Source organism: Streptomyces sp. NBC_00510 (genome assembly GCA_036013505.1).
Classification (GTDB): Bacteria; Actinomycetota; Actinomycetes; order Streptomycetales; family Streptomycetaceae; genus Actinacidiphila.
The window spans coordinates 9,657,287-9,678,323 of record CP107851.1; the positions used below are offsets into that span (position 1 = coordinate 9,657,287).

At 72.1% G+C, this 21,037-nt stretch carries 18 protein-coding genes and 1 pseudogene; 17 read left to right on the forward strand and 2 right to left on the reverse strand.

Annotated features, from left to right (window positions below; translation table 11 throughout):
- Positions 1-82 precede the first annotated feature (82 nt).
- The 8 genes from OG937_44105 (at position 83) to OG937_44140 (ending at position 9,264) form a co-directional block, all read left to right on the forward strand.
- Entirely contained in the window at positions 83-2,482 is a 2,400-nt protein-coding gene (locus tag OG937_44105) for a glycoside hydrolase family 65 protein (GenBank protein WUD78212.1), read from the forward strand.
- A gap of 61 nt (positions 2,483-2,543) precedes the next feature.
- On the forward strand, positions 2,544-2,984 hold the full coding sequence (locus tag OG937_44110; protein WUD78213.1) for a hypothetical protein: 441 nt from the start codon (positions 2,544-2,546) through the stop codon (positions 2,982-2,984).
- A 115-nt stretch (positions 2,985-3,099) separates the two neighbouring features.
- The gene (locus OG937_44115; GenBank protein ID WUD78214.1) at positions 3,100-4,251 is read left to right on the forward strand and encodes a PLP-dependent cysteine synthase family protein; all 1,152 of its coding nucleotides are present in this window, start codon (positions 3,100-3,102) and stop codon (positions 4,249-4,251) included.
- Positions 4,248-5,519 carry an MFS transporter gene (locus OG937_44120; protein ID WUD78215.1) on the forward strand — a complete coding sequence of 424 codons (1,272 nt, stop codon included), beginning with the start codon at positions 4,248-4,250 and terminating at the stop codon, positions 5,517-5,519. The genes OG937_44115 and OG937_44120 overlap by 4 nt, the downstream gene beginning before the upstream one ends.
- Before the next feature lie 178 nt (positions 5,520-5,697).
- Positions 5,698-6,429 carry a pyridoxamine 5'-phosphate oxidase family protein gene (locus tag OG937_44125; GenBank protein WUD78216.1) on the forward strand — a complete coding sequence of 244 codons (732 nt, stop codon included), beginning with the start codon at positions 5,698-5,700 and terminating at the stop codon, positions 6,427-6,429.
- A gap of 357 nt (positions 6,430-6,786) precedes the next feature.
- Positions 6,787-7,467: a DUF4142 domain-containing protein gene (locus tag OG937_44130; protein ID WUD78217.1), complete on the forward strand. Its 681-nt coding sequence runs from the start codon at positions 6,787-6,789 to the stop codon at positions 7,465-7,467.
- A gap of 5 nt (positions 7,468-7,472) precedes the next feature.
- Complete coding sequence (locus OG937_44135; protein WUD78218.1) at positions 7,473-8,114, forward strand: class F sortase; 642 nt, start codon at positions 7,473-7,475, stop codon at positions 8,112-8,114.
- Between the two features lie 286 nt (positions 8,115-8,400).
- Positions 8,401-9,264, forward strand: coding sequence for a hypothetical protein (locus tag OG937_44140; GenBank protein WUD78219.1), 864 nt, complete (start codon positions 8,401-8,403; stop codon positions 9,262-9,264).
- Positions 9,265-9,344: 80 nt separating this feature from the next.
- Here OG937_44140 and OG937_44145 read toward each other — a convergent pair whose 3' ends face one another.
- Positions 9,345-10,967, reverse strand: coding sequence for a flavin monoamine oxidase family protein (locus OG937_44145; protein WUD78220.1), 1,623 nt, complete (start codon positions 10,965-10,967; stop codon positions 9,345-9,347).
- 221 nt (positions 10,968-11,188) lie between these two features.
- Here OG937_44145 and OG937_44150 point away from each other — a divergent pair, with 221 nt between their 5' ends.
- Together OG937_44150 and OG937_44155 are read left to right on the forward strand one after the other, a co-directional pair.
- Positions 11,189-11,893: a hypothetical protein gene (locus tag OG937_44150; protein WUD78221.1), complete on the forward strand. Its 705-nt coding sequence runs from the start codon at positions 11,189-11,191 to the stop codon at positions 11,891-11,893.
- Positions 11,894-11,998: 105 nt separating this feature from the next.
- On the forward strand, positions 11,999-12,445 hold the full coding sequence (locus OG937_44155; GenBank protein WUD78222.1) for a nitroreductase family deazaflavin-dependent oxidoreductase: 447 nt from the start codon (positions 11,999-12,001) through the stop codon (positions 12,443-12,445).
- 66 nt (positions 12,446-12,511) lie between these two features.
- On the opposite strand, the gene OG937_44160 is transcribed toward OG937_44155, so the two are convergent.
- On the reverse strand, positions 12,512-13,132 hold the full coding sequence (locus OG937_44160; GenBank protein WUD78223.1) for a TetR/AcrR family transcriptional regulator: 621 nt from the start codon (positions 13,130-13,132) through the stop codon (positions 12,512-12,514).
- A gap of 306 nt (positions 13,133-13,438) precedes the next feature.
- Between OG937_44160 and OG937_44165 the strand changes: the two genes are divergently transcribed.
- From OG937_44165 to OG937_44195, 7 genes and pseudogenes are all read left to right on the forward strand, one after another.
- On the forward strand, positions 13,439-14,926 hold the full coding sequence (locus OG937_44165; protein WUD78224.1) for an MFS transporter: 1,488 nt from the start codon (positions 13,439-13,441) through the stop codon (positions 14,924-14,926).
- 109 nt (positions 14,927-15,035) lie between these two features.
- The gene (locus OG937_44170) at positions 15,036-15,800 is read left to right on the forward strand and encodes an SDR family oxidoreductase (GenBank protein WUD78225.1); all 765 of its coding nucleotides are present in this window, start codon (positions 15,036-15,038) and stop codon (positions 15,798-15,800) included.
- Between the two features lie 220 nt (positions 15,801-16,020).
- Positions 16,021-16,599 carry a sigma-70 family RNA polymerase sigma factor gene (locus tag OG937_44175; protein WUD78226.1) on the forward strand — a complete coding sequence of 193 codons (579 nt, stop codon included), beginning with the start codon at positions 16,021-16,023 and terminating at the stop codon, positions 16,597-16,599.
- Entirely contained in the window at positions 16,596-17,828 is a 1,233-nt protein-coding gene (locus OG937_44180) for a CU044_5270 family protein (protein WUD78227.1), read from the forward strand. The genes OG937_44175 and OG937_44180 overlap by 4 nt, the downstream gene beginning before the upstream one ends.
- A gap of 377 nt (positions 17,829-18,205) precedes the next feature.
- Positions 18,206-19,012, forward strand: coding sequence for a hypothetical protein (locus OG937_44185; protein WUD78228.1), 807 nt, complete (start codon positions 18,206-18,208; stop codon positions 19,010-19,012).
- Positions 19,009-20,267, forward strand: a pseudogene (locus tag OG937_44190) (Ig-like domain-containing protein). The gene OG937_44185 and the pseudogene OG937_44190 overlap by 4 nt, the downstream one beginning before the upstream one ends.
- Positions 20,268-20,353: 86 nt before the next feature.
- Positions 20,354-20,947 (forward strand): TetR/AcrR family transcriptional regulator, encoded by a 594-nt coding sequence (locus OG937_44195; protein ID WUD78229.1) that lies wholly within the window; start codon positions 20,354-20,356, stop codon positions 20,945-20,947.
- Positions 20,948-21,037 lie beyond the last annotated feature (90 nt).

Consider the following 21,037-nt stretch of genomic DNA (forward strand, 5'->3'; position numbering starts at 1 on the left):
GGGCCCGGTGCATCCAGGGGAGACTGGACGGGAAGGCCCTGCCGAACCGTCCCGTGCCGCCGGATCCCGGAGAGGGGAGACGATGGGGGAGTGGACCTGGTCGTACGAGGGGTACGACCCCGCCCAGGAGCGCCTGCGCGAGGCGCTGTGCACCCTGGGCAACGGCTACTTCGCCACCCGCGGCGCCGCCCCGGAGACCGTGGCCGGCCCCCACCACTACCCCGGCACCTACGCCGCCGGCTGCTACAACCGGCTCCACTCCACCGTCGCCGGGCGGAAAGTGCAGAACGAGGACCTGGTCAACCTGCCGAACTGGCTGCCCCTGCGGTTCAGGCTCGGGGACGGCGGGGCCTGGTTCACCCCCGACGACGGTTCGCTGCTGGAGCACCGGCAGGACCTCGACCTCCAACGGGCCACCCTGACGCGGGCGTTCCGGCTGCGTGACCCGCGCGGGCGGATCCTCGCCGTCGAGCAGACCCGGCTGGTGCACATGCACGACCCGCACCTCGCCGCACTGCGCACCGTCTTCCGCGCGGAGGGCGACTGGTCCGCGGACCTGGAGGTCGAGTCCGCGCTCGACGGCGACGTCGGCAACGCGGGGGTCGCCCGCTACCGGGACCTGAACGGCCGTCACCTCACCCGGACGCACACCGGGACCTCCGAACCGGACACGGTCTGGCTGCGGTGCCGTACGAGCGCCTCCGACATCGGCATCGCGCTCGCCGTCCGTACACGCGCCATGACGCATCCGGCGGCCGCCCGCTCACTGGAGGCGGGGGAGCGCGCCGCGGTCCACCGGCTGACCGTCCCGGTCGCGCCGGACCGGCCGGCCGTCGTCGAGAAGACCGTGGCCCTGCACACCACCCGGGACCCGGCGATCAGTGACCCGCTGCACGCCGCCCTCGACCGCGTCGAACGGGCCCCGGACTTCGCCGGCCTCCTCGCCACGCACGCCGCCGCCTGGGCGCGGCTGTGGCGCCGCGCAGGCCTGGACGTATCCGGCGACGCCGGACGGATCCTGCGGCTGCACACCTTCCACGTCCTGCAGACCCTCTCCCCGCACACCGCCGGGCTGGACGTGGGCGTGCCCGCCAGGGGACTGCACGGAGAGGCCTACCGCGGACACGTCTTCTGGGACGAGCTCTTCGTCCTGCCCTACCTCGACCTGCACTTCCCCGAGGTGTCCCGGGGGCTGCTGGAGTACCGCCACCGCCGTCTGGAGGAGGCGTGCCGGGCGGCGGAACAGGCCGGGTGCACGGGAGCGATGTACCCGTGGCAGAGCGGCAGCGACGGACGCGAGGAGACCCAGACCCTCCACCTCAACCCGCGCTCGGGACGCTGGCTGCCGGACCACACCCGGCTCCAGCACCACGTCGGCTCCGCCGTGGCCTACAACATCTGGCGGTACGGCCAGGCCACCGGCGACACGGAGTTCCTGTACACCAAGGGCGCCGAGATGCTGTTGCAGATCGCGCGCTTCTGGGCCTGCCGCGCCACCTGGGACCCCGACTGCGACACCGGCGGCCGCTACCGCATCCGCGGCGTCGTCGGACCCGACGAGTACCACGACGCCAACCCCGGCTCCGCGACGCCCGGAGTCGACGACAACACCTACACCAACGTCACCGCCGCCTGGGTACTGGACCGGACCCTGGAGCTGTGGCGGACCCTCCCCGCGCCGCGCCGCGACGAACTCCGCGAGCGGACGGGCCTCGGCCCGGAGGAGTCGGACCGCTGGGAGGACGTCTCGCGCAAGTTGTACGTCCCCTGGCACGCCGGCGTGATCAGCCAGTTCGCCGGCTACGACGGGCTGGAGGAACTGGACTGGGCGGGCTACCGGGCCCGGTACGGGGACATCCGCCGGCTGGACCGGATCCTGGAGGCCGAGGGGGACTCGGTCAACCGCTACCAGGCGTCCAAGCAGGCCGACGTGCTCATGCTGGGCTACCTGTTCCCTCCCACCGAACTGCACCGCCTGTTCGGGCGTCTGGGGTATCTGCTGGACGACGGTACGTGGCGGTCCACGGTCGACCACTACCTGCGGCGCACCAGCCACGGATCCACCCTCAGCGGAGTCGTGCACGCCTGGGTGCTGGCCCGGGCCCATCGGGCCGACGCATGGTCCTGCGCGCAGGAGGCACTGCTCGGGGACGTCACCGACGTCCAGGGCGGCACCACCGAGGAAGGCATCCACCTGGGCGCCATGGCCGGCACCCTCGACCTCGTCCAGCGCGGCCTGACGGGCCTGGAAGCCCGTGAGGACGCCCTGTGGCTCGATCCGGCGCCGCTGCCGCAGCTGTCGCGCTTCGCTTTCACAGTCCGCTACCGCGGTCACTGGGGTGTGCGGATCCACGTCGACGGAGGCCGCATCAGCGTCGCCGTCCCCGCCTCCGCGGGGGCACCGGTCCGCATCCGCCTCGGCGGCCGGACCTGGTCCGTCCCGCCCGGTCGCTTCCGCCTGCTCGACCTGCCGGCCCGATGAAATGGGTCCGCAGCGCGGGCCCTTTGCAGCACAGGGCAACTGATCGACTACGATTCGTGACATGACGTGGCGAGCGGGTCGGCGCATCTCCTTTCGCGGAGTGCTCCTGCTGCTGGGCGTGCTCGTGTTCACGAGCATCCACCTGGTGGCCTGCGCGCACGGGCCGGACCGCACGGGTCGCGACACCCTCACCGCCGGTCCCGCCGCGGCGGCCCCGTGCCAGCCACAGGACACCGCGACACGCCCGGACCAGGACGTCGCCCGCGGCGACGGACCGCCGGCCGACCACCACGCCCTGTGCGGAGTCGCCCTCGACCGGCTCCCCGATCCCCGCCCCCGACTGGCCGACACCCCCACGGTTTCCGGCATCGGGGCGGCACCTCCCGTACCGGCGCCGGCCATCCACCCCCATGAGGCCGGGGCCACCGGCGCCGGACGGCCCTGCGCACCCACCCGTTCCGGCCCCGGAACACTGAGTCTGCTCTGCGTATCGCGGACCTGACAGGGCCCCAGCCCGCCCGCCGCACCGCGCACCGCGCAGCGGGCACGGCTCCACGCGCCCCCGGATCCGTACGAGCAACGGCCGCGCCACGGCGACGGCCGCAGGAGAAAACCGTATGAGCACCCTCCCTCACCCCGGCACGCCCGCGTCCCCGGCCGAACTCCTCGCCGCCACCGCGCCCCCGCGCCGCACTCCGGCCGGGCTGGTCGGCAACACGCCCGTGCTGTGGGTCGGATCGCCCTTCGTCCCCGACGGCCGCGGCTTCTGGGCCAAACTCGAGGGCTTCAACCCCGGCGGCATCAAGGACCGCTCCGCGCTGTACATGATCGAGGCGGCCCGCGCTCGCGGCGAACTCCTCCCCGGTGCCCGCATCGTGGAGTCCACCAGCGGCACGCTCGGCCTCGGGCTCGCCCTCGCGGGGGCCGTGCACGGACACGCGGTCACGGCGGTCACCGACCCCGGCATGGAACCGTCCATGGTCTCCCTGCTCACCGCCTACGGAGCGACCGTCGACATCGTCGCCGAACCGCACGCCCTCGGCGGCTGGCAGCAGGCCCGCCGCGACAGGGTGCGGGACCTCCTGGCCGCCGATCCGAGCGCCTGGTGCCCGGACCAGTACCACAATCCGGACAACGTCGCCGCCTACGCGGCCCTCGCCCACGAACTCGTCGCCCAGCTCGGCCGCATCGACGTGCTGGTCGCCAGTGTCGGCACCGGAGGACACTCGGCCGGGGTAAGCGGCCGGCTGCGCGCGTTCTTCCCGCACCTGCGGCTGGTCGGTGTCGACACCACGGGGTCGACGATCTTCGGCCAGCCGCCCGCCGCCCGGCTCATGCGGGGTCTGGGCAGCAGCATCCATCCCCGCAACGTCGACTACCCGGCCTTCGACGAGGTGCACTGGGTCGCCGCCGGCGAGGCGGTGTGGGCCTGCCGGCGCCTCGCCCGCGACCACTACGCCACCGGCGGCTGGAGCGTCGGTGCGGTGGCCCTGGTCTCCCGCTGGCTGGCCCGTACGCTGCCGGCCGAGACCCGGATCGTGACGATCTTCCCCGACGGCCCCCAACGCTACGTCGGCACCGTCTTCGACGACGCCTACTGCCGGGACCACGGCCTGCTCCACCACGAACCGGCCGAGCACCCGCAGGAGATCGCCCAGCCGGGCGAGACGGTGGTCGACCGCTGGACCCGCTGCACCACCGTGGTGGACCCACTGGCCGACGCGCCCGACGGCGAACTCGGCGGCGTGTCCTTCGAGGCCGCCCGGTGAGGGGGCTGTGGCGGCAGGCCCGCTCCTTCGACACCCCGGCCCGGCTGCTGATGGCCAACCAGTTCGCCATCAACCTGGGCTTCTACATGCTCATGCCCTACCTCGCCGACCACCTGGCCGGCGGCCTCGGCCTGGCCGCCTGGGCCGTCGGCCTCGTCCTGGGCGTACGGAACTTCTCCCAGCAGGGCATGTTCGTGCTCGGCGGCACCATCGCCGACCGCTTCGGCTACAAGGCACCCATCGTCATCGGCTGCACCCTGCGCACCTTCGGCTTCGCGCTGCTGGGGCTGGTCGACTCCCTGCCCGCGCTGGTCGCGGCCTCGGCCGCCGCGGGGTTCGCCGGCGCGCTGTTCAACCCGGCGGTCCGCGCCTATCTGGCCGTGGAGGCCGGGGATCGGCGGGTGGAGGGCTTCGCCCTGTTCAACGTCTTCTACCAGGCGGGCGTCCTGATCGGCCCGCTGGTCGGCCTGGCCCTGCTCGCCCTGGACTTCCGCGCCGTGTGCCTGACGGCCGCGGCCGTCTTCGCCGTGCTGACCGTCCTGCAGTGCCGGGCCCTGCCCGACCGGCGGCCGGAACGCGGCGCCGGCCCCGGCGCGGCGGCCGGCGTCCTCGGCTCCTGGCGGCAGGTGCTGGGCAACCGGCCGTTCATGCTGTTCTCCCTGGCCATGGTCGGCTCGTACGTGCTGTCCTTCCAGGTCTACCTGGCCCTGCCCCTGCAGGCCCACGCACTCCTCGGCACCGGCGGACAGGCCGTCACCAGCGGCCTGTTCATCGTCTCGGCGGTCGTGTCGGTCCTCGGCCAGCTCCGCATCACCGGGTGGGTCCGTGCCCGCTGGACCGGACCGCAGGCCATCGTCGGCGGGATCCTCCTCATGGGTCTGGCCTTCACGCCCCTGGCCGTGAGCCCCGACCCGTCCGGCGGGACGTTCGACGCGGGTCTCGCGGTGGCCCTGCTCGTGATCGCCGTCGCGGTCCTGGCCGTGGGCTCCGCGGTGGTCTACCCCTTCGAGATGGACACCATCGTCACCCTCTCCGGAGAGCGCCTCGTCGCCACGCACTACGGCTGGTACAACACCGTCTCCGGCCTGGGCATCACCCTGGGCAACCTCGCCACCGGCGCCATCTGGGACCTCGCCGACCACAGCGGCAAGCCGTGGCTCCCCTGGCTGACGCTGACCATGACCGGCCTGCTCTGTGCCGCCTGCGTCCAGCTCCTGTCCCGGGCCGGGGGACTCGCCCCGGTCAAGCGCGAACCCGCCCTCGCCTGACCGCCCACCGCCTCCCGGGCGTTTCCGGCCGGGGACGGCTCCGCGCGTCCAGCCGGGGCCGTCCTCCGGGGCCGGACGGCCCGTCGTCAGGGCCGAAGGGCCCCGTCCCTGGACTGGCGGGCTGCCGATGGGTCTGCTGCGCTGAAGGGAGACGGGACGAAGGTGGTGAGCGGCAGTGATGGGTGGTCCGGACCGGCCCGGCTCGGCGGGCGGCGGCTCCTTCGACGGTGAGAGCGTGGCCGGCCGCGTCGCGGTGCGGCGGGAGCAGCTGGGCATGTCCCGCGAGGAGCTGGCCACCAGGGCCGGGATGTCGATCGTGTACCTGCGGCAGGTCGAGGAGCTGGGCACCGGTTTCGACCCCGCCGCGCTGATGCGGCTGGCCGCCGTGCTGGGGGTGTCGTACGAGGAGCTGGCGCTCGGCTCGCGCGAGGCGCCGCCGGGACGGGGTGGGCCGGCGGCCCGTCCGGTGCTGCAGCGGCTGTCCGAGGAGGAGTGCTGGGAACGGCTGGGCACGCACGGAATCGGCCGGGTGGCCCATGCTCCGGAGCCGGACACCGGGGACGACCCTCCCGTACTGGTGCCGGTCAACTTCCTGGTGGATGGGCGAACGGTCGTTTACCGGACGGATCCGGCCGGCGCGGCAGCGGTCGCGTCCGGCACGAAGCTCGCCTTCGAGACCGACCATGTCGACGAGGTGAGCCGTGTCGGCTGGAGCGTCCTGGTGGCGGGCACCGCCGACCGGATCACCGACGCCGCCGTCGTGGAGTCCCTCGCCCGGCGTCCCGGGGCCGAGCCCTGGGCCGGGGGAACGCGGGAGCTGTGGATCCGCGTCGTGCCGCGCGAGGTGAGCGGCCGCGCCATCCGGTCACTGCCGGCGGCCGAGGACCAGGCGCCGCGGCACGCCGAGTAACGCGGGCGTGTGAGGCCCCGGGCGACGCACCGTCGCCCGGGGCTCCGGGTGGTCCCGCAGACCGGCCGTGGGCTGCTCCTCGTCCTGAAGTCGGAGTCCGAATCGGTTCGCGCTGGCGACACGACCGGCGGACTCACAAGGATCACCGTCTGGCGATGCACCGGCGATGCGGCTGGGCGGTCGTTCACGGCCAGAGCACGCGCACATCGGCTCGACGGGTGACCCACCGGACTTCATCGGTACGGCTGGGTGCCGGGGTGGCAGCCATCTGTGCGGGGGCGCTGTGCCATGCGCCCCGTTCTGACCACCGGTGTGGTGCCGCCTTGCAGCCCCACCGGCTCGAAGGGAGCAGTACCGATGCGTACACGACTGCTTGCTGCCGCCGTGGCAGCGGCGGCATTGTCCGGCATAGCAACGCCCCAGGCGTTCGCTGCGGGGCTGACCGACCAGGACACGACGTTCCTGACGCAGATCCACCAAGGGAACCTCGCCGAGATCGCGGCTGGGAACGACGCACAGGGTCACGCGACGACCGAGTGCGTGAAGCAGGTCGGCGAGGTGCTCGTCCAAGACCACAGCAAGCTCGACGCGGATGTGAAAATGCTCGCGGGCAAGCTGAAGGTGACGCTGCCGCCGTCCACATCCACCGCGCAGGACAAGGGGCTGGCCGAGGTGCAGGCGAAGGCGGGCAGCCCGGCGTACGACGCGGCATGGCTCAGCACCGAGGACGTCGGGCACCGCGAGACCCTCGCGTTGATCGACCAGGAGATCAAGGCGGGGAGCAACGCCGAAGTGGTGGCAGCCGCCCGCAGCGCCCGTCCGGTGGTGGCGATGCACCTGGACATGGTCCGCGGCGGCACCTGCCACGCCCCCTCGGGCACCGGCATGGTCCACGCTGGATCAGGGGGCCAGTTCGCCGCCGCGCAAGGCTCGGCCACCACCGCGGGCCTGGTCGGCGTGGCCGGAGGCGCGTTGCTCACCGCCGGCGGAGCGGCCTGGCTCCTGCGCATCCGCCGCCGAACGGCCGGGAAGAGCTAGAACCCGTGGAACGCCACCGGTCGGCCGCCGCTGTGATGACACTTTGCGGTCTGAGCGCGGCGGCCGCCGGCTGGCTGACGTGGACGACGCCACAACTGGGCGTCACCGACTCGGGCACCCTGCCCGTCGGTGTGCACCGCCCCGCCTTTGACGGCCAAGAGGCGTCGCCACCCACCCGCATCCATGGCCCAGCCGGTCTCGACGCCGTCGTCGTACCTGTCGCCGCCCGGGCCGACGGTGCTCTCGACCTGCCGGAAAACCTCCACACCGGCGGATGGTGGGCACTGGGGGCTCCGCTGGGCGCGGCGACCGGCACGGTCTTGATAGCGGGTCATGTCGACAGCCGCGAAGACGGGCTGGGCACCTTCGCCGCACTGTACGACATACCCGTGGGAGGCCCCATCACAGTGACAGGAGCGGACGCCAAGGTACGCCTGTATCGGGTCACCGCCCGGCGCACGTACCAGCAGGAGCATCTGCCACGTGACCTCTTCACACGCGCCGGCCCCCACCGGCTGGCTTTGATCACATGCGCCGGTCCCTACGATCGCGCGGCACGCCGCTACGAACGCAACCTAGTTCTGTACGCAACGCCGACCGAAGAACGCACCCCCGGCCCGCTTCGCCCGAGCATGCGGTGGGGGTAGCCGGAGCTGATGGCTGAGCGTAGTGCCCGGGCAACCGAGCCGCCCATCAATGGCCCCGTATGTGCCACCTGCCGGTCGCGGGACGCCACACCAGGCGCACCCTGCCTTGGCCCGGTCTGCGCGTGGTCAGCTCCTCCGTGTCGAGCGAACAACGGGCCCGGGGTGACTCGTCCGAAGCCGAGCGTGGCGTCCAGGGACGCGACGACTACACCCTGGTGTACCGGCCCACGTGCGACACGTACCTGACCGGCTTCACCCAGCACACCACGCGCCGGCCGACGTCACGATGAAGGTCGGAGCGGCGGCCAAGGGCAAGCTCGGGTTCGTCACACCGGTCACGGACGGCGGCAGCGGCCTCGGCATCGAGCGCCCGCTTCCGAACACCGGCACCCTCCACCTGCTGTCGGCGGGCACCCCTGGACGCTGCTGTTCACCCAGGTGGACGCCCATGACTCCTACGAGACCGGCTACGAGGCCGCGGCCCGGACGTTCAAGCCGGGACGCTCCTACGAACACGTGTTCAACGTCGGCGTCTTCGGGCCCCTCCCTGCCGGAAGGCGCCGGGCTGGTCCGCAACGGCGAGGCGCTCCTCGGGAGGGTCCCGCTGTTCTCCGACGGCAGCGGCAACTTCAGCGACAACAACTCGCCCTACGAGAGCGCGCTGACGACCCTGTACCGGAACGGCGAGCTGGTCTACCAGAGCATCTACCCCTTCGACTGCTTCTACGTCGCCGACAACGCGCGGGCCGACTACCGGCTCACCGCCCCCGTCACCCGCGGCGCGGCGGCCGACGTCTCCACGAGCATGACCGCGTCCTGGAGGTTCTCCTCCGCGTACGCGGACGGGATCACCGAGATCCCCACCTCCGTCGTGCGCTTCACCCCCGCGCTGTCCCTGGACAACACGGGCAGGGCGCGGGCCAAGGTGCGGGTGCCGGTCACCGTGGAGGGCGCCGCCGAGGGACGGAACCTGAAGTCCCTCAAGGTGTGGGTCTCCGACGACAAGGGCGCCCATTGGGAGAAGACGGCCGTCCGCGACGGCGGGTGGAGGTCACCGACCCCAAGGCGGGCGGCACCGTCTCGTTCAAGGCGGAGGCGGCCGACCGCCAGGGCAACACCGTCACCGAGACGATCGTCGACGCCTACCTGACGAAGTAGGCCGCGAGCGGCGTGGACGGGCGCTCGGCCGGGTTTCCCCGGCCGAGCGCCTCTGCCCGTGGCGACGGGCGGTCAGGCCTTCAGGGCCCGGCTGTGCAACGCGGTGACGGCCTTGCGGGCGGAGAGGATGGCGCCGTGCTGCCAGGCGTCCATGTAGGACAGCCAGTCGCCGGCGTACAGGACGCGTCCGGTGGGTTCGTTCAGGGGTCTGTAGACGGCGGCGTCGGTGCCGCCCGGGATGCTGTGCCAGGCGCCTTCGAGGTGGCGGACGCGCTTCCAGGCGATGGAGAAGGAGTTCGCCAACTCGCTCCGGTACTTCTCGCCGTGGATCTTCACGCCCTGCATGACCGCGCGGGCCTCACGCCCGGCGGGGGTCAGCGCGGCGTAGGCGTCGGCGTTGGCCCCGGTGTTGTAGTAGCCGACGATGACGCCGCGCTTGCCGTGGTGACCGTAGGACGGGTACCAGATGTGGGACAGATCCAGGTCGGTCTCGGTGATGCCGCCGTAGATGCGGTGGTCGGTCTCCCACCAGCGGCTACGGTACTCCAGGCCGATCTTGCCGGCCGACGAGGGGCGGATGGTGGTGAGCGCGGTCTGCACGTCGGGACCGAGGTTGTGCGGCAGTTTGGCGAGCAGATGGGGCGGCATGGCCGCGACGCAGTAGTCCGCCTCGACCTGCCGCTGCCGTCCGGTGGGGTCGATGTAGCCGACGGTGACGCCGCCGGCCGACTGCACCAGCGACGTGGCCTGGCAGCCGTAGCGGATCCGGTGATCGCCGATGGCGCGGGCGAAGGCCCCGGGTATCCGGTCCATGCCGCCGACCGGCTGGAACATCAGCATCGCCTGGTCGTACTCGAACTCGAACGCGAAGTGCCGCCCGACACCCGAGGCGAAGACCTCGGAGGCCGTGGGCAGGTCACCGAGCAGGCTCCCGGGGGTGCCGGCGGCGCCGGGCCAGGTGGTGAAGCCCCGGTTGGCACCGCCGGTGTACGCCCAGCCCTCGGCCCGTCCGCCGATCTCGCCGAAGCCCTCCAGGAACGACAGCAGCCGCTCCTTGTCCTGGGCGGTCAGTTCCTGGTCCAGCGCGCCCTGGTCGGTGGCCTTGGCGAGGAGTTCGCTGACGTACCCGAAGGTGTCGGCCTTGGCGGTGCGGTACCGCACCGGCTGCCCGGGCGGCATGCCCGCTGACTCGTGGTAGATGTACGCGTCGGCGTTGGCGTTGGTGAAGACCTCGATGGGGACGCCGAGTTCCCGGCAGTAGTCGAGGGTGACCATCCACTGGGCCAGCCGGGCCGGCCCGGCGTTGAGGTACTGGCCCTGGGAGAACCGGGCGGTCTGGGTACGCCCGTCGAGGTCGGTGTGGGTGTCCCCGCCGCGCACGGTGTAGTTGCGGCCGCCGGGCCGGTCGCGCGGCTCCAGGATCGTACAGTCGTATCCGGCCTTGCCCAGTTCGTACGCGGCCGTCAGCCCGGCCAGGCCCGCGCCCAGGACGACGACCTTGCCCGCCCTGCGTCCGGTGAGGTGGAAGTCGGCCGCGCTCGGCGCGCGGAAGTCGGCGCCGCGTCCGGCCGCCTCGGCGGTCGGCGCGAGCCCCAGCGCGCCCATGGTGGCGAACATCGCCCCGGCGCCGCCGGTGATGCCGACGGCGCGCAGAAATCCCCTGCGGTCGAGTCCTGTCGGCTGCCCCTGTGTCATGAGTCGCCCTCTCTCGATCTGCCGGTGTGCACGCCGATCTTCAGGGCGGCCTGTTACGGATGGCGTGGCCGGAACATGACAGAGCGATTTCGCGTGCCGCGGGTGTGTGAACGGACGCGAAACCCAGCCGAAAGGGGTCCGCGGAGCCGCCACCCGGTGGAGCACCGCAGGCTGTGGTACTTCTGTCGCCGTTACGGCAGTGGGCGGACGGCGGGAAGAGCATGGACCGTGTCGGGCTTGGCGCGCAGGTCATCCGGCGCCGCAGTGGCAGCGAGCCGATCAGGGCCGACGGCGCATCCGTCGCGACCCTCGGCGAGTTCTGGCGCTGGGCGTGTTCCGACCTGGCCAACAACACCATGCGAGGCGTCCTGGCCGAGTATCTCGTCGCCACGGCCTTGGGCGTTGCGGACGGTACTCGCACCGAATGGGACTCCGTCGACATCCGTACGCCCGCGGGATGGCGCGTCGAGGTCAAATCGGCGGCGTACCTGCAGTCGTGGGCGCAATCCCGGCTTTCCCGGATCTCGTTCTCCATCGCACCGGCATGCGGCTGGGACGCCCCGACGAACACCACTTCGGTGGATGCACTGCGTCACTCGGACGTGTACGTCTTCTGCCTGTTGCGCCACCAGGAGAAGCAGACCCTTGACCCGCTCGACCTCGGCCAGTGGACCTTCTACGTGCTACCCACCCGCGTGCTCGACGAACGGTGTCCCGGTCAGAAGACCATCGGTCTCCCCGGCCTCGTGGAACTCGGTCCCCTGGAGACCGGGTTCGATGGCCTGTACGAGGCAGTGGCCGCCTGCGCGGGCGGTGCTTCACGCGATCCGCTCCCGTGCGGCGACGTGCTCCCGCAACCGGCGGGCCTGCCCGACGCCGCCGCTCGGCTCGCGCTCCCGCCGGGCGCGCGGCCGCCATCCGGGTGATCGCCGGCGGTACCGGCGGCGCGAAGCGGGGCTGCCGCCGGGAAGGTGCGAGGTGGGTGAGGATGTTGAGGTTGTCGATGTCGCATGCCGAGATGGGAGAACGACGTGCCTTTGGTCGGTGAGTACCAGCCGAGCCCCGAGCAATGGGTCCGGGACCAGGTCGAGCTGTACGAGGGTTCCGGAGGGACCGACGGGACCACGCTGCGGGGCAAGCCCGTGATCGTGCTGACGACGCTGGGCGCCAAGTCCGGCAGGATCCGCAAGACACCGCTCATGCGCGTGGAGCACGACGGCAGCTACGCGGTCGTGGCCTCCAAGGGCGGCGCCCCCCAGCACCCGGTCTGGTACCACAACCTGGTCGCCGACCCCCGGGTGGAACTGCAGGACGGCCCCGTGCGCCAGGACATGACGGCCCGTGAGGTCACTGGCGACGAGCGCGCCGCGTGGTGGGACCGTGCGGTGGAGGCGTGGCCCGACTACGCGGAGTACCAGAAGAACACCGACCGGGAGATCCCGGTCTTCGTCCTGGAGCCGGCGGCCGCACCCCACTGACCTGCCCCGCCTCGACGGCCGCCGCCCCACGAGGGGGCGGCGGCCGTTGTCCGTGTGCCGGCGGCGTCAGTCCGGGGTCCCGGCGTGGGGCGGCGGGCCCGGCAGCACCGGGCCGTCGCCGGTCTGCATGCCGTCGAAGACCAGGCGCAGGTAGCGCCGCCACAGGTGCGGTTGCGTCGTGTGCACACGTGAGACGGTCAGGGGGATCCCGCTCATCAGCAGCATGACGTCCTGCCCGGTCATGTCCTGGCGGACGGCACCGTGCCGGCGGGCCCGGTCGGTCAGGGCCTCGGTGACGGCGCTCACCCGTTCCTGGCTCTCGCGCACCTCGGCGTGATCATCGGCCACCCCGTGGACGACCTGGCAGAAGGCGCGGTCCTGGACCTGCAGCTCGACGGCGGCGCTCATGAATTCGCGCAGCCCCTCCGCCGGGTCCTCGGCCTGTGTGAGGTGCTCACCGGTCGCGGCGAGGGCGTGCATCTTCTCGCAGACGATCGCCGCCAGAAGATCGTCCTTCGTGGGGAAGTGCCGGAACACGGTTCCCTTGCCGATCCCCGCCCGCTCCGCGATCTGGGCCACGGACACCTCCGTGCCGTGCTCGGCGAATGCCTCGGACGCGGCGCTCACCAGCAGTTTCCTGCTGCGCGCGGCGTCGCTGCGCATCGGCTTGGCTGCCGGGTTCGTCATGACGTCCTCCGCTCTTCCGGGGCCACTGTAGAACAACCGGACCGCCCGGTCACATTGTGACCGGCAACATGACCACCCGGTCCGCTTCCGTGTTACGGTCAACATGACCACCCGGTCCGCTTCCGTGTTACGGTCAACATGACCACCCGGTCCGCTTACGCCGGCGGGGCGGGGCGACGTCCATGGAGTCCCCCGCACACCGCGCTGACCGGCCCCCCCACATGGCCTCGGGGCGGTGCCGTCACAGGGCGCCGCTTCCCGATGCTCCCCTCACCCCCTCCTCCCGCACGAGAGATCCCCCTTCCCATGCCTGCACCAAGCCATCCCCATCCGCGCCGCTGGGCGGCGCTGCTCTTCATCTCCATCGCCCAGCTGATGGTGTTCCTGGACAGCGCCGTCATGAACATCGCACTGCCCTCCGCCCAGCAGGCCCTGCACTTCTCCGACGGCGGCCGCCAGTGGGTCATCACCGCCTACGGCCTGGCCTTCGGCGGCCTGCTCATCGTGGGCGGCCGCCTGGGCGACCTGCTGGGCCGCAAGCGGACCTTCACCATCGGCCTCGTCGGCTTCGCCTTGGCCTCCGCACTGGGTGGCGCCGCGGCCAACCTCGGCACCCTGCTCGTCGCCCGGGCCGGACAAGGCGTCTTCGGCGCACTGCTGGCGCCCGCCGCACTCGCCCTGATCTCCCTGACCTTCACCGACGCCAGGGAACGAGCCAAGGCCTTCGGCATCTACGGGGCCATCGCCACCGCAGGCGGTGTCCTCGGCCTGCTCCTGGGCGGGGTCCTCACCGAGTACCTGAACTGGCGCTGGTCGATGTTCGTCAACATCCCGTTCGCCGTCATCGGCATCATCGGCGCCCTCACCGTGGTGCACGACATCCCCGACGCGCAGAAGGGCAGCCGCATCGACGTACCAGGCGCCGTCCTCGCCACGCTCGGGCTGGTTGCCCTGGTCTTCGGCTTCTCCGAGGCCGAGAGCCGCGGCTGGGGCTCCGGCGTCACCGTCACCATGCTCCTCGCCGGCGTGGTGCTGCTCCTGGCCTTCCTGATCACGCAGAGCAGGATCAGGTCGCCGCTCCTCCCGCTGCACGTGCTGACCGGACGCAACCGCGCCGGCGCCTACCTGTCGGTCGCCTTCGGCGTGATGAGCATGTTCGGCATGTTCCTCTTCCTCAGCTACTACCTGCAGCTGGTCAAGGGGTACTCCCCGATCGCGGCCGGCTTGGCGTTCGTGCCGCTGGGAGTCGCACAGGGCTTCGGCTCCATGGTCCTCGGCACCCGCCTGTCCGCGAGGATGCGCCCCGGGTTGCTGATGACCGCCGGCTACCTCGTCAGCGCGGTCGGTGTGCTCCTGCTCGCCCTGCTGGACGCGGACAGCTCCTACGCCCTGCTCGCCGTCGCCGAGATCATCACCGGCCTCGGCATCGGCACCGCCTTCATGCCCGCCATGAGCCTGGGCACCCACGGGGTCGCCCCCCAGGACGCGGGCGTCGCCTCCGCCATGGTCGGCACCTCGCAGCAGGTCGGCGGCTCGATCGGCACCGCCCTGCTCAACACCGTCGCCGCCGGCTCCACCACCGCCTACCTCGCCACCCACGGACACGGTGGCCACGGCCGAGCGGTGACCGATGCCGCGCTGGTCCACGGATTCAGCACGGCCTTCTGGTGGGCCACCGGATTCCTGCTCCTGTCCGCCCTGTTCTCACTCGTCGCGGTCAACGCCCCCCGCCCGGGCCACAGCGCGACCCCCGCCACGGCGGAAGCCCCGGGAACACCGGCACCCGTCCACTGACCAGCGGGACGGAGCAACCGGCGAAGCCCGCGGCTCCGTATCCCGCGAACACCCACCCCCGGCATCCCGTGACCTTCGCGTGCCATGCCGGGCAACGAAAGGAGACCCCATGTCCCACCGCCTGCAGTCCAAGGTCGTCATCGTCACCGGAGGCACCTCCGGCATGGGCGCGGCCTTCGCGAAGCGCGCCGCGTCCGAGGGGGCGACCGTGCTCATCGGAGCCCGCGACAAGGAGCGCGGCGAGGCGACCGTGGCGGAGATCACCCGGGAAGGAGGTACGGCCCTGTTCGTCCCGACGGACGTGACCGTCGAGGAGGAGGTCGCCCACCTGGTCGATGTCGCCGTCACGGAATTCGGCGGTCTTCACGGTGCCTTCAACAACGCGGGAGGGGGCAACAGCCAGGGCGCGATCGGGGACATCGACGCGTCCTTCTGGGACAGCGTCATCGCCCTCAACCTGACCAGCGTCTTCCACAGCCTCAAGCACGAGATCCCGGCGATCGTCGCCAGCGGCGGCGGCTCCATCGTCAACAACGCCTCCGTCGTAGGCGTGGTGGGCGACCCGGGCGCCGCCGCCTACGCGGCCGCCAAGCACGGCGTCGTGGGCCTCACCCGTTCCACAGCGCTCGACGCGGCCAAGAGCGGCGTGCGGGTCAACGCCCTGGTGACCGGCCTGGTCAACACCCCCCTGTGGCAGGGCTTCACCGCAAGCAACCCGGAGGCCGCGAGCGCCCTCCTCAACCAGCAGCCGACCGGCCGCGCCGCGGACGAGGCGGAGATCGCCGCGTTCGCCGCATTCCTGCTCAGCGACGAGAGCCCGTTCATCACCGGCGCGGCCCTCGCCATCGACGGCGCCCTGACCGCGGGCTACTGACCGCCGGGACCGGCGGTGCGTGAAGGCGGGGATCCGCCGCCCCCGATGGCTGGGGGGCGGCGGATCCCCGCCTTCACGCCGCTTTCCGGGTCAGTCGGTGTCAGGGTCCGATTCTCCGGCGTGATGTGGACCACATCGACGGAATTTCTCGATCCGGGATGTAAGAAACGCGCCGCGGCGCTCACTGCATGGTGAGAGAGCCGAGATGAGGGGACGGCGCGTGACACATGCCCAACGCTTCAGGGACGTCTACGAGGAGTGCTATCCGCGTGTCCTTGCCTACGCCACCAGCCTGGTCGGACGGCAGGTAGGGGAGGACATCACCAGCGAGACGTTCACCGTCGCCTGGCGGCGGGTGCGGGACATCCCTCATCCGGCACTGCCGTGGCTCCTGGGCGTGGCCCGCAACCTGGTGCGCGAACTGCGTCGCCGGGACGCCCACCAGTACCTCCTGGCCGCCGAGGAGGCACAGCGCATCAGCAGCGGCGCCCGGACCGACACCGGTGACGTCGCGGCGCAGGTCACCGACCGGCACGACGCGCTGCAGGCCCTCGCGAGCCTGCCCGAGGCCGACCGGGAACTGCTGACGCTGATCGCCTGGCACGGCCTGAGCGCCAAGGAAGCGGCCCAGGTCCTGGACTGCACCACCGCGACGCTGACCGTCCGGCTGTTCCGGGCGCGCCGCCGACTGGAGAAGGCCCTGGACGCGGCGCCTCAGGCAGAGCCCGTGGCAGAGCCGCCGTCCGAGCCCTCCGCAGAGACCTCGTACCCCACTCACCGCCAAGGAGCACCCGCGTGAAGAACACCCACAAGCCGTCCGGGCGGCCCGACGTCATGAAGGTGCTCGCGGACGCACGGCCCGACGAAATGGACCCGTCCCGGCTCGTGGACCCCGTCCGGAAGCGGGAGGACCTCGCCCGCATCGTCGCCGGAGCGACGGACGGCCCCGCGGCACGCTTCCTCGCGCCGCGCCGCAGGAGCGGGTTCCGGCCGCTGGGAGCGGTGGCCCTGGCAGCGGTGGCGGCGTCCGTGGTGGCCGTGAGCACGCTCGACTGGCAGGAGCCGGCGGATGGGCAGGCCGCCCAGCCGCGGTCCTCCACCGGAACGGAGGTCCCGGGCACCGGCGCGGACATCCGTGTCGACGGCCACATCGAGCTGCTCAGCGCGGCCAAGCAGGCGGAGACCTCGGTCGCCGAGGGAACGTACTGGCAGACGACCACGCGCTCGGAGAACGTGGACGTCGCCGGTGAGGAAGGCCACCTCTTCGCCGTGCGCAGCGCGTCGACCGACGAGTGGTCGGTGGGCGTGCGGCCCGGAACCGGGAGCCTGATGGTCTCCGGCCTGGACTCCGTGACCGAGCCCCGGACCGCGGCCGACAAGGCCCGCTGGCAGGCCGCGGGCTCGCCCGGCACGGTGGAGTTCGAGGTCGGGAAGAAGAACGGGACCGGCAGGCTCAGCACCGTGATGGGCACCGGGCGGCGGCCCATGGTCATGAGGACGAACGTCGACGACAAGATCTACGCCGTCGGCCCGCACAACGTCACGTACAAGGACCTGCGCGCACTGCCCTCCACCAGCGCGGAACTACGCCGCCACCTGGAGCGGCTGTACGCGCAGGACGGCGGCGCCGACACCGGCGCCTCGGCGCGCAGCGCCTGGATCCTGCGCCAGGCGGGCAACCTCATCACGATGCCCGTGAAGCCCGGCGTCCGGGCGGCCGCGTACCGGGTGATGGCGGAGCTGCCCGGAGTCCGGGTGACCGGGCAGGTCACCGATCCCCTGGGACGCGAGGGTGTCGGGGTCGACTTCCCCATCAGCTACCCGGGACCGCTGGGCACGACGCGGGAGCGGCTGATCGTGGATCCGTCCACCGGCGCCATGCTCAGTGACGTGCTCGTACTGGCCGAACCGTCCGCCCGGGCCAAGGAAGCCGGGCTCGGCGCCGGTACGACGGTGAACTACAACGCGACCACCCGGATGAGCTGGGGCGAGCACCAGATCACCGTGCCGAAGAACGCCCGCAGCTGAGCTCGCGGCCGAGCTCTCCTCGGCCCACCAGGAGCACGCACAAAGGTGACTCGCCCCGTCGAGCACCGACTGACGGACCCGGGGATCCGCCGCTGAGTCGACGCGGCGGTTCCCGGGGCGCCGGCCCGCATGACCGGCATGTCCCGTGTCCCCGGCGTCCCGGCCCGGGTCCCCGACATCCGGGCAACCCGAACTGGAGTCCGCCCGGTTGAACGGGTGTGAGACCCCCTTCGCGGCCCAGGGCCGCGCCCATGACACGGGCGGCGATGCCCGGCATGCCGCATCGCCCACCGACACCATCCGGTCCCCGGCCGGAACCGCGCGCCCCGCCACGGGGCCGCCCCCGACTTCCCGCCCTCGTGAGAAAGCCAGCACCCATGCGCCTCCACAGGCCCTACATATCCGCGACCGCGGCGGTCATCGTCTCCTCGCTCGGCATCGCCGCCTATCAGCACGTACCCGAGGCGAACCCCACCCCTTCCCCCGAGACGGCCTCCGTCGTCCAGGACGCCCCCGACCCGGCGACCGGTCAGCCGGCGGGCGCCCCCGCCACACCGCGGACGACGGTGTCGCCGCAGCCCCCGAAGCCGCAGTACCCCGCCCAACTGCCGGGGCTCGGCCCCAAGACCCTGTCGCAGATCCCGGCCCGCACCCGGCAGGTCGTCCTGGTCACGGGAGCCGGCAAGAAGTCGTCGTCCTCGAAGGTCGTGCTCTGGGAGCGTGTCGACGGCGGCTGGCGTCCGGGTGCGGAATGGGCCGCGCACAACGGCTACAAGGGCTGGACCGACGAGCACTACGCCGGCGACCTGCACAGCCCCATAGGGGTGTTCGGTCTCACCGACGCCGGCGGACTCCTGGCCGACCCCGGCACCAAGCTGCCTTACCACCGTTCCGGAGGTTTCTCCATCAGCGGCGTCGGCTTCGAGGGCGAGTCGCTCGCGGGTTCCTTCGACTACGTCATCGCCATCAACTACAACCGCCAGCCCGGTACGTCGCCGATGAACGGCGCCCAGCCGATGGGCGCGAACCGCGGCGGCGGGATATGGATCCACGTCGACCACGGCGGCCCCACGCATGCCTGCGTCAGCCTCTCCAAGTCGCACATGAAGCAGTTGCTGCGGGCCCTCGAGCCCGCCGACCACCCCGTCGTCGTCATGGGCGACGCGGCCTCTCTCGCCCGATGACAGTTCCGCGGTCCACAGGAGTAAGCGTGTCGTCCCTTCCCCACCGCACCGTGATCGCCCTTGCCGTCGCCGGGGCGTCGGTGCTCACCGCCTGCGCGGGCCAGCAGCCCGCCGCCGCGCCCGCCGCGCAAGGGACGGCGCCGTCCGCGGCCTCCTCGCCCGAGCTGCGGGCCGCGTCGGCCGCCTTCCGCCTCACCACGGGCGCCGCCGACGGCGAGCGGCACGCATCCGTCCGCAGCGCGGGCGACGTCGAGGTCTCCGGCGGGAAGATCTCGTCCGTCACCCTCACCACCGCGGCCGGAGATCCGGTACGCGGCACCGTGGCCGCCGACCACCGCCGCTGGTCCCCGGACGGCACCCTGGCCCACGGCACCTCGTACCGGCTCGTCGTCCACGCCTCGGACGAAGCCGGCCGGACGCAGACCCGGCGCCTGTCCTTCACCACGCTCACGAAGGACGAGCGCCTCATCGGCACCTTCACCCCGAGGACGGTTCGACCGTCGGCGTCGGCATGCCCGTGTCGCTGACCTTCAACAAGCCGGTCACCGACAAGGCGGCCGTCGAACGCGGCATACGCGTCACCAGCGACGGCGGCCAGGAGGTCGTCGGCCACTGGTTCGGCGACCAGCGCCTGGACCTGCGTCCGCAGACGTACTGGAAGGCGCACACCGAGGTCACCCTGAGCCTGCGCCTGGACGGCGTGAAGGGCGCCGCGAACGCCTACGGGACCCAGGACAAGACGGTCCGCTTCACCGTCGGCCGCCGTCAGGTCTCCACCGTCGACGCCGCCGCCCACACCATGCGCGTCGAGCGCGACGGCAGCACCGTCCGCACGATCGCGATCACCTCCGGCGCACCGGGCAGCACCACGTACAACGGGCAGATGGTGATCTCCCAGAAGCTCATCTCCACCCGCATGGACGGCGCCACCGTGGGATACGCGGGGGAGTACGACATCCCCGATGTCCCGCACGCGATGCGCCTGTCCACCTCCGGCACCTTCATCCACGGCAACTACTGGGCGGACGACTCCGTCTTCGGGAACTCCAACGTCAGCCACGGCTGCGTGGGCCTGAACGACGTCCAAGGCGGCGGCGACTCCGGGCAGGACGCGGCGTGGTTCTACAGCAACTCCCTCATCGGCGACGTGGTCGTCGTCAAGCACTCCCACGACCACACCATCGCGCCCGACAACGGCCTCAACGGCTGGAACATGCCCTGGGAGCAGTGGAAGGCCGGCTCGGCCCTCGCGTAGGTACGCCTGCCGGGCCGGCCGCCGATGGCCCGGTGCAGACGGCACGCGTTATATTGAACGGGCACTTCACAATTCGGAGGTGAGTCATGGCCAGGGGGCGACCCCGCCAGTTCGAAGTCGACGAGGTCCTGCAGGCGGCGCTGAACGTCTTCTGGGCCAAGGGCTACGAAGGCACGACCATGGCCGACCTCACCGAAGCGACCGGCCTGAAGCCGGGCAGCATCTATGCCGCCTTCGGGTCGAAGGCCGGACTGTTCAAGCAGGTCGTCGACCGGTACGTCGCCACCGTCTTCTCCTACGGCCCGGACGGCCTCGAGGCGGACAGCGTCCGGGAGGTCATCCGCCGCTGGCTCACCGGAGCCGCGGAGAGCGCCACCGGAGAGGCCACTCCGGCCGGCTGCCTGCTGGTGCAGGGGGCGCTCGCCACCAGTGACGAGTCCCGCGAGGTCGCCGAGGACCTCTGCGCCCGCCGCAAGGCCGCCCAGGTCATGCTCGCCGAACGCCTCGCCGTGGCCCAGGCGAGCGGAGAGCTTCCCGCGGGCGTCGACGGCCGCGTCGCCGCACGGTACGTGGTCGCCCTCGCCGAAGGCATCGCCGTCGAGGCGGCATCCGGCGCCGACCGCGGAACGCTGTTGAGCCTCGTCGACCTGGCGATGCGCCGGCTGCCCTGGGAGGCATGAGCCGCAGGCGGTGATTCCCGCACCCCTCGACCCGGCGACGGGCCGAGGGGTGCGGTCCGTCCGTACCCGTGGGGGCGCCCACGCAGAGGC

What these genes read in the sequence shown, in the direction of transcription:
- OG937_44105 (WUD78212.1), top strand. Translation starts at nt 83, where the DNA reads ATGGGGGAGTGGACCTGGTCGTACGAGGGGTACGACCCCGCCCAGGAG.
- OG937_44110 (WUD78213.1), top strand. Translation starts at nt 2,544, where the DNA reads ATGACGTGGCGAGCGGGTCGGCGCATCTCCTTTCGCGGAGTGCTCCTG.
- OG937_44115 (WUD78214.1), top strand. Translation starts at nt 3,100, where the DNA reads ATGAGCACCCTCCCTCACCCCGGCACGCCCGCGTCCCCGGCCGAACTC.
- OG937_44125 (WUD78216.1), top strand. Translation starts at nt 5,698, where the DNA reads ATGGGTGGTCCGGACCGGCCCGGCTCGGCGGGCGGCGGCTCCTTCGAC.
- OG937_44130 (WUD78217.1), top strand. Translation starts at nt 6,787, where the DNA reads ATGCGTACACGACTGCTTGCTGCCGCCGTGGCAGCGGCGGCATTGTCC.
- OG937_44140 (WUD78219.1), top strand. Translation starts at nt 8,401, where the DNA reads ATGAAGGTCGGAGCGGCGGCCAAGGGCAAGCTCGGGTTCGTCACACCG.
- OG937_44145 (WUD78220.1), bottom strand. Translation starts at nt 10,967, where the DNA reads ATGACACAGGGGCAGCCGACAGGACTCGACCGCAGGGGATTTCTGCGC.
- OG937_44150 (WUD78221.1), top strand. Translation starts at nt 11,189, where the DNA reads ATGGACCGTGTCGGGCTTGGCGCGCAGGTCATCCGGCGCCGCAGTGGC.
- OG937_44160 (WUD78223.1), bottom strand. Translation starts at nt 13,132, where the DNA reads ATGACGAACCCGGCAGCCAAGCCGATGCGCAGCGACGCCGCGCGCAGC.
- OG937_44165 (WUD78224.1), top strand. Translation starts at nt 13,439, where the DNA reads ATGCCTGCACCAAGCCATCCCCATCCGCGCCGCTGGGCGGCGCTGCTC.
- OG937_44170 (WUD78225.1), top strand. Translation starts at nt 15,036, where the DNA reads ATGTCCCACCGCCTGCAGTCCAAGGTCGTCATCGTCACCGGAGGCACC.
- OG937_44185 (WUD78228.1), top strand. Translation starts at nt 18,206, where the DNA reads ATGCGCCTCCACAGGCCCTACATATCCGCGACCGCGGCGGTCATCGTC.
- OG937_44195 (WUD78229.1), top strand. Translation starts at nt 20,354, where the DNA reads ATGGCCAGGGGGCGACCCCGCCAGTTCGAAGTCGACGAGGTCCTGCAG.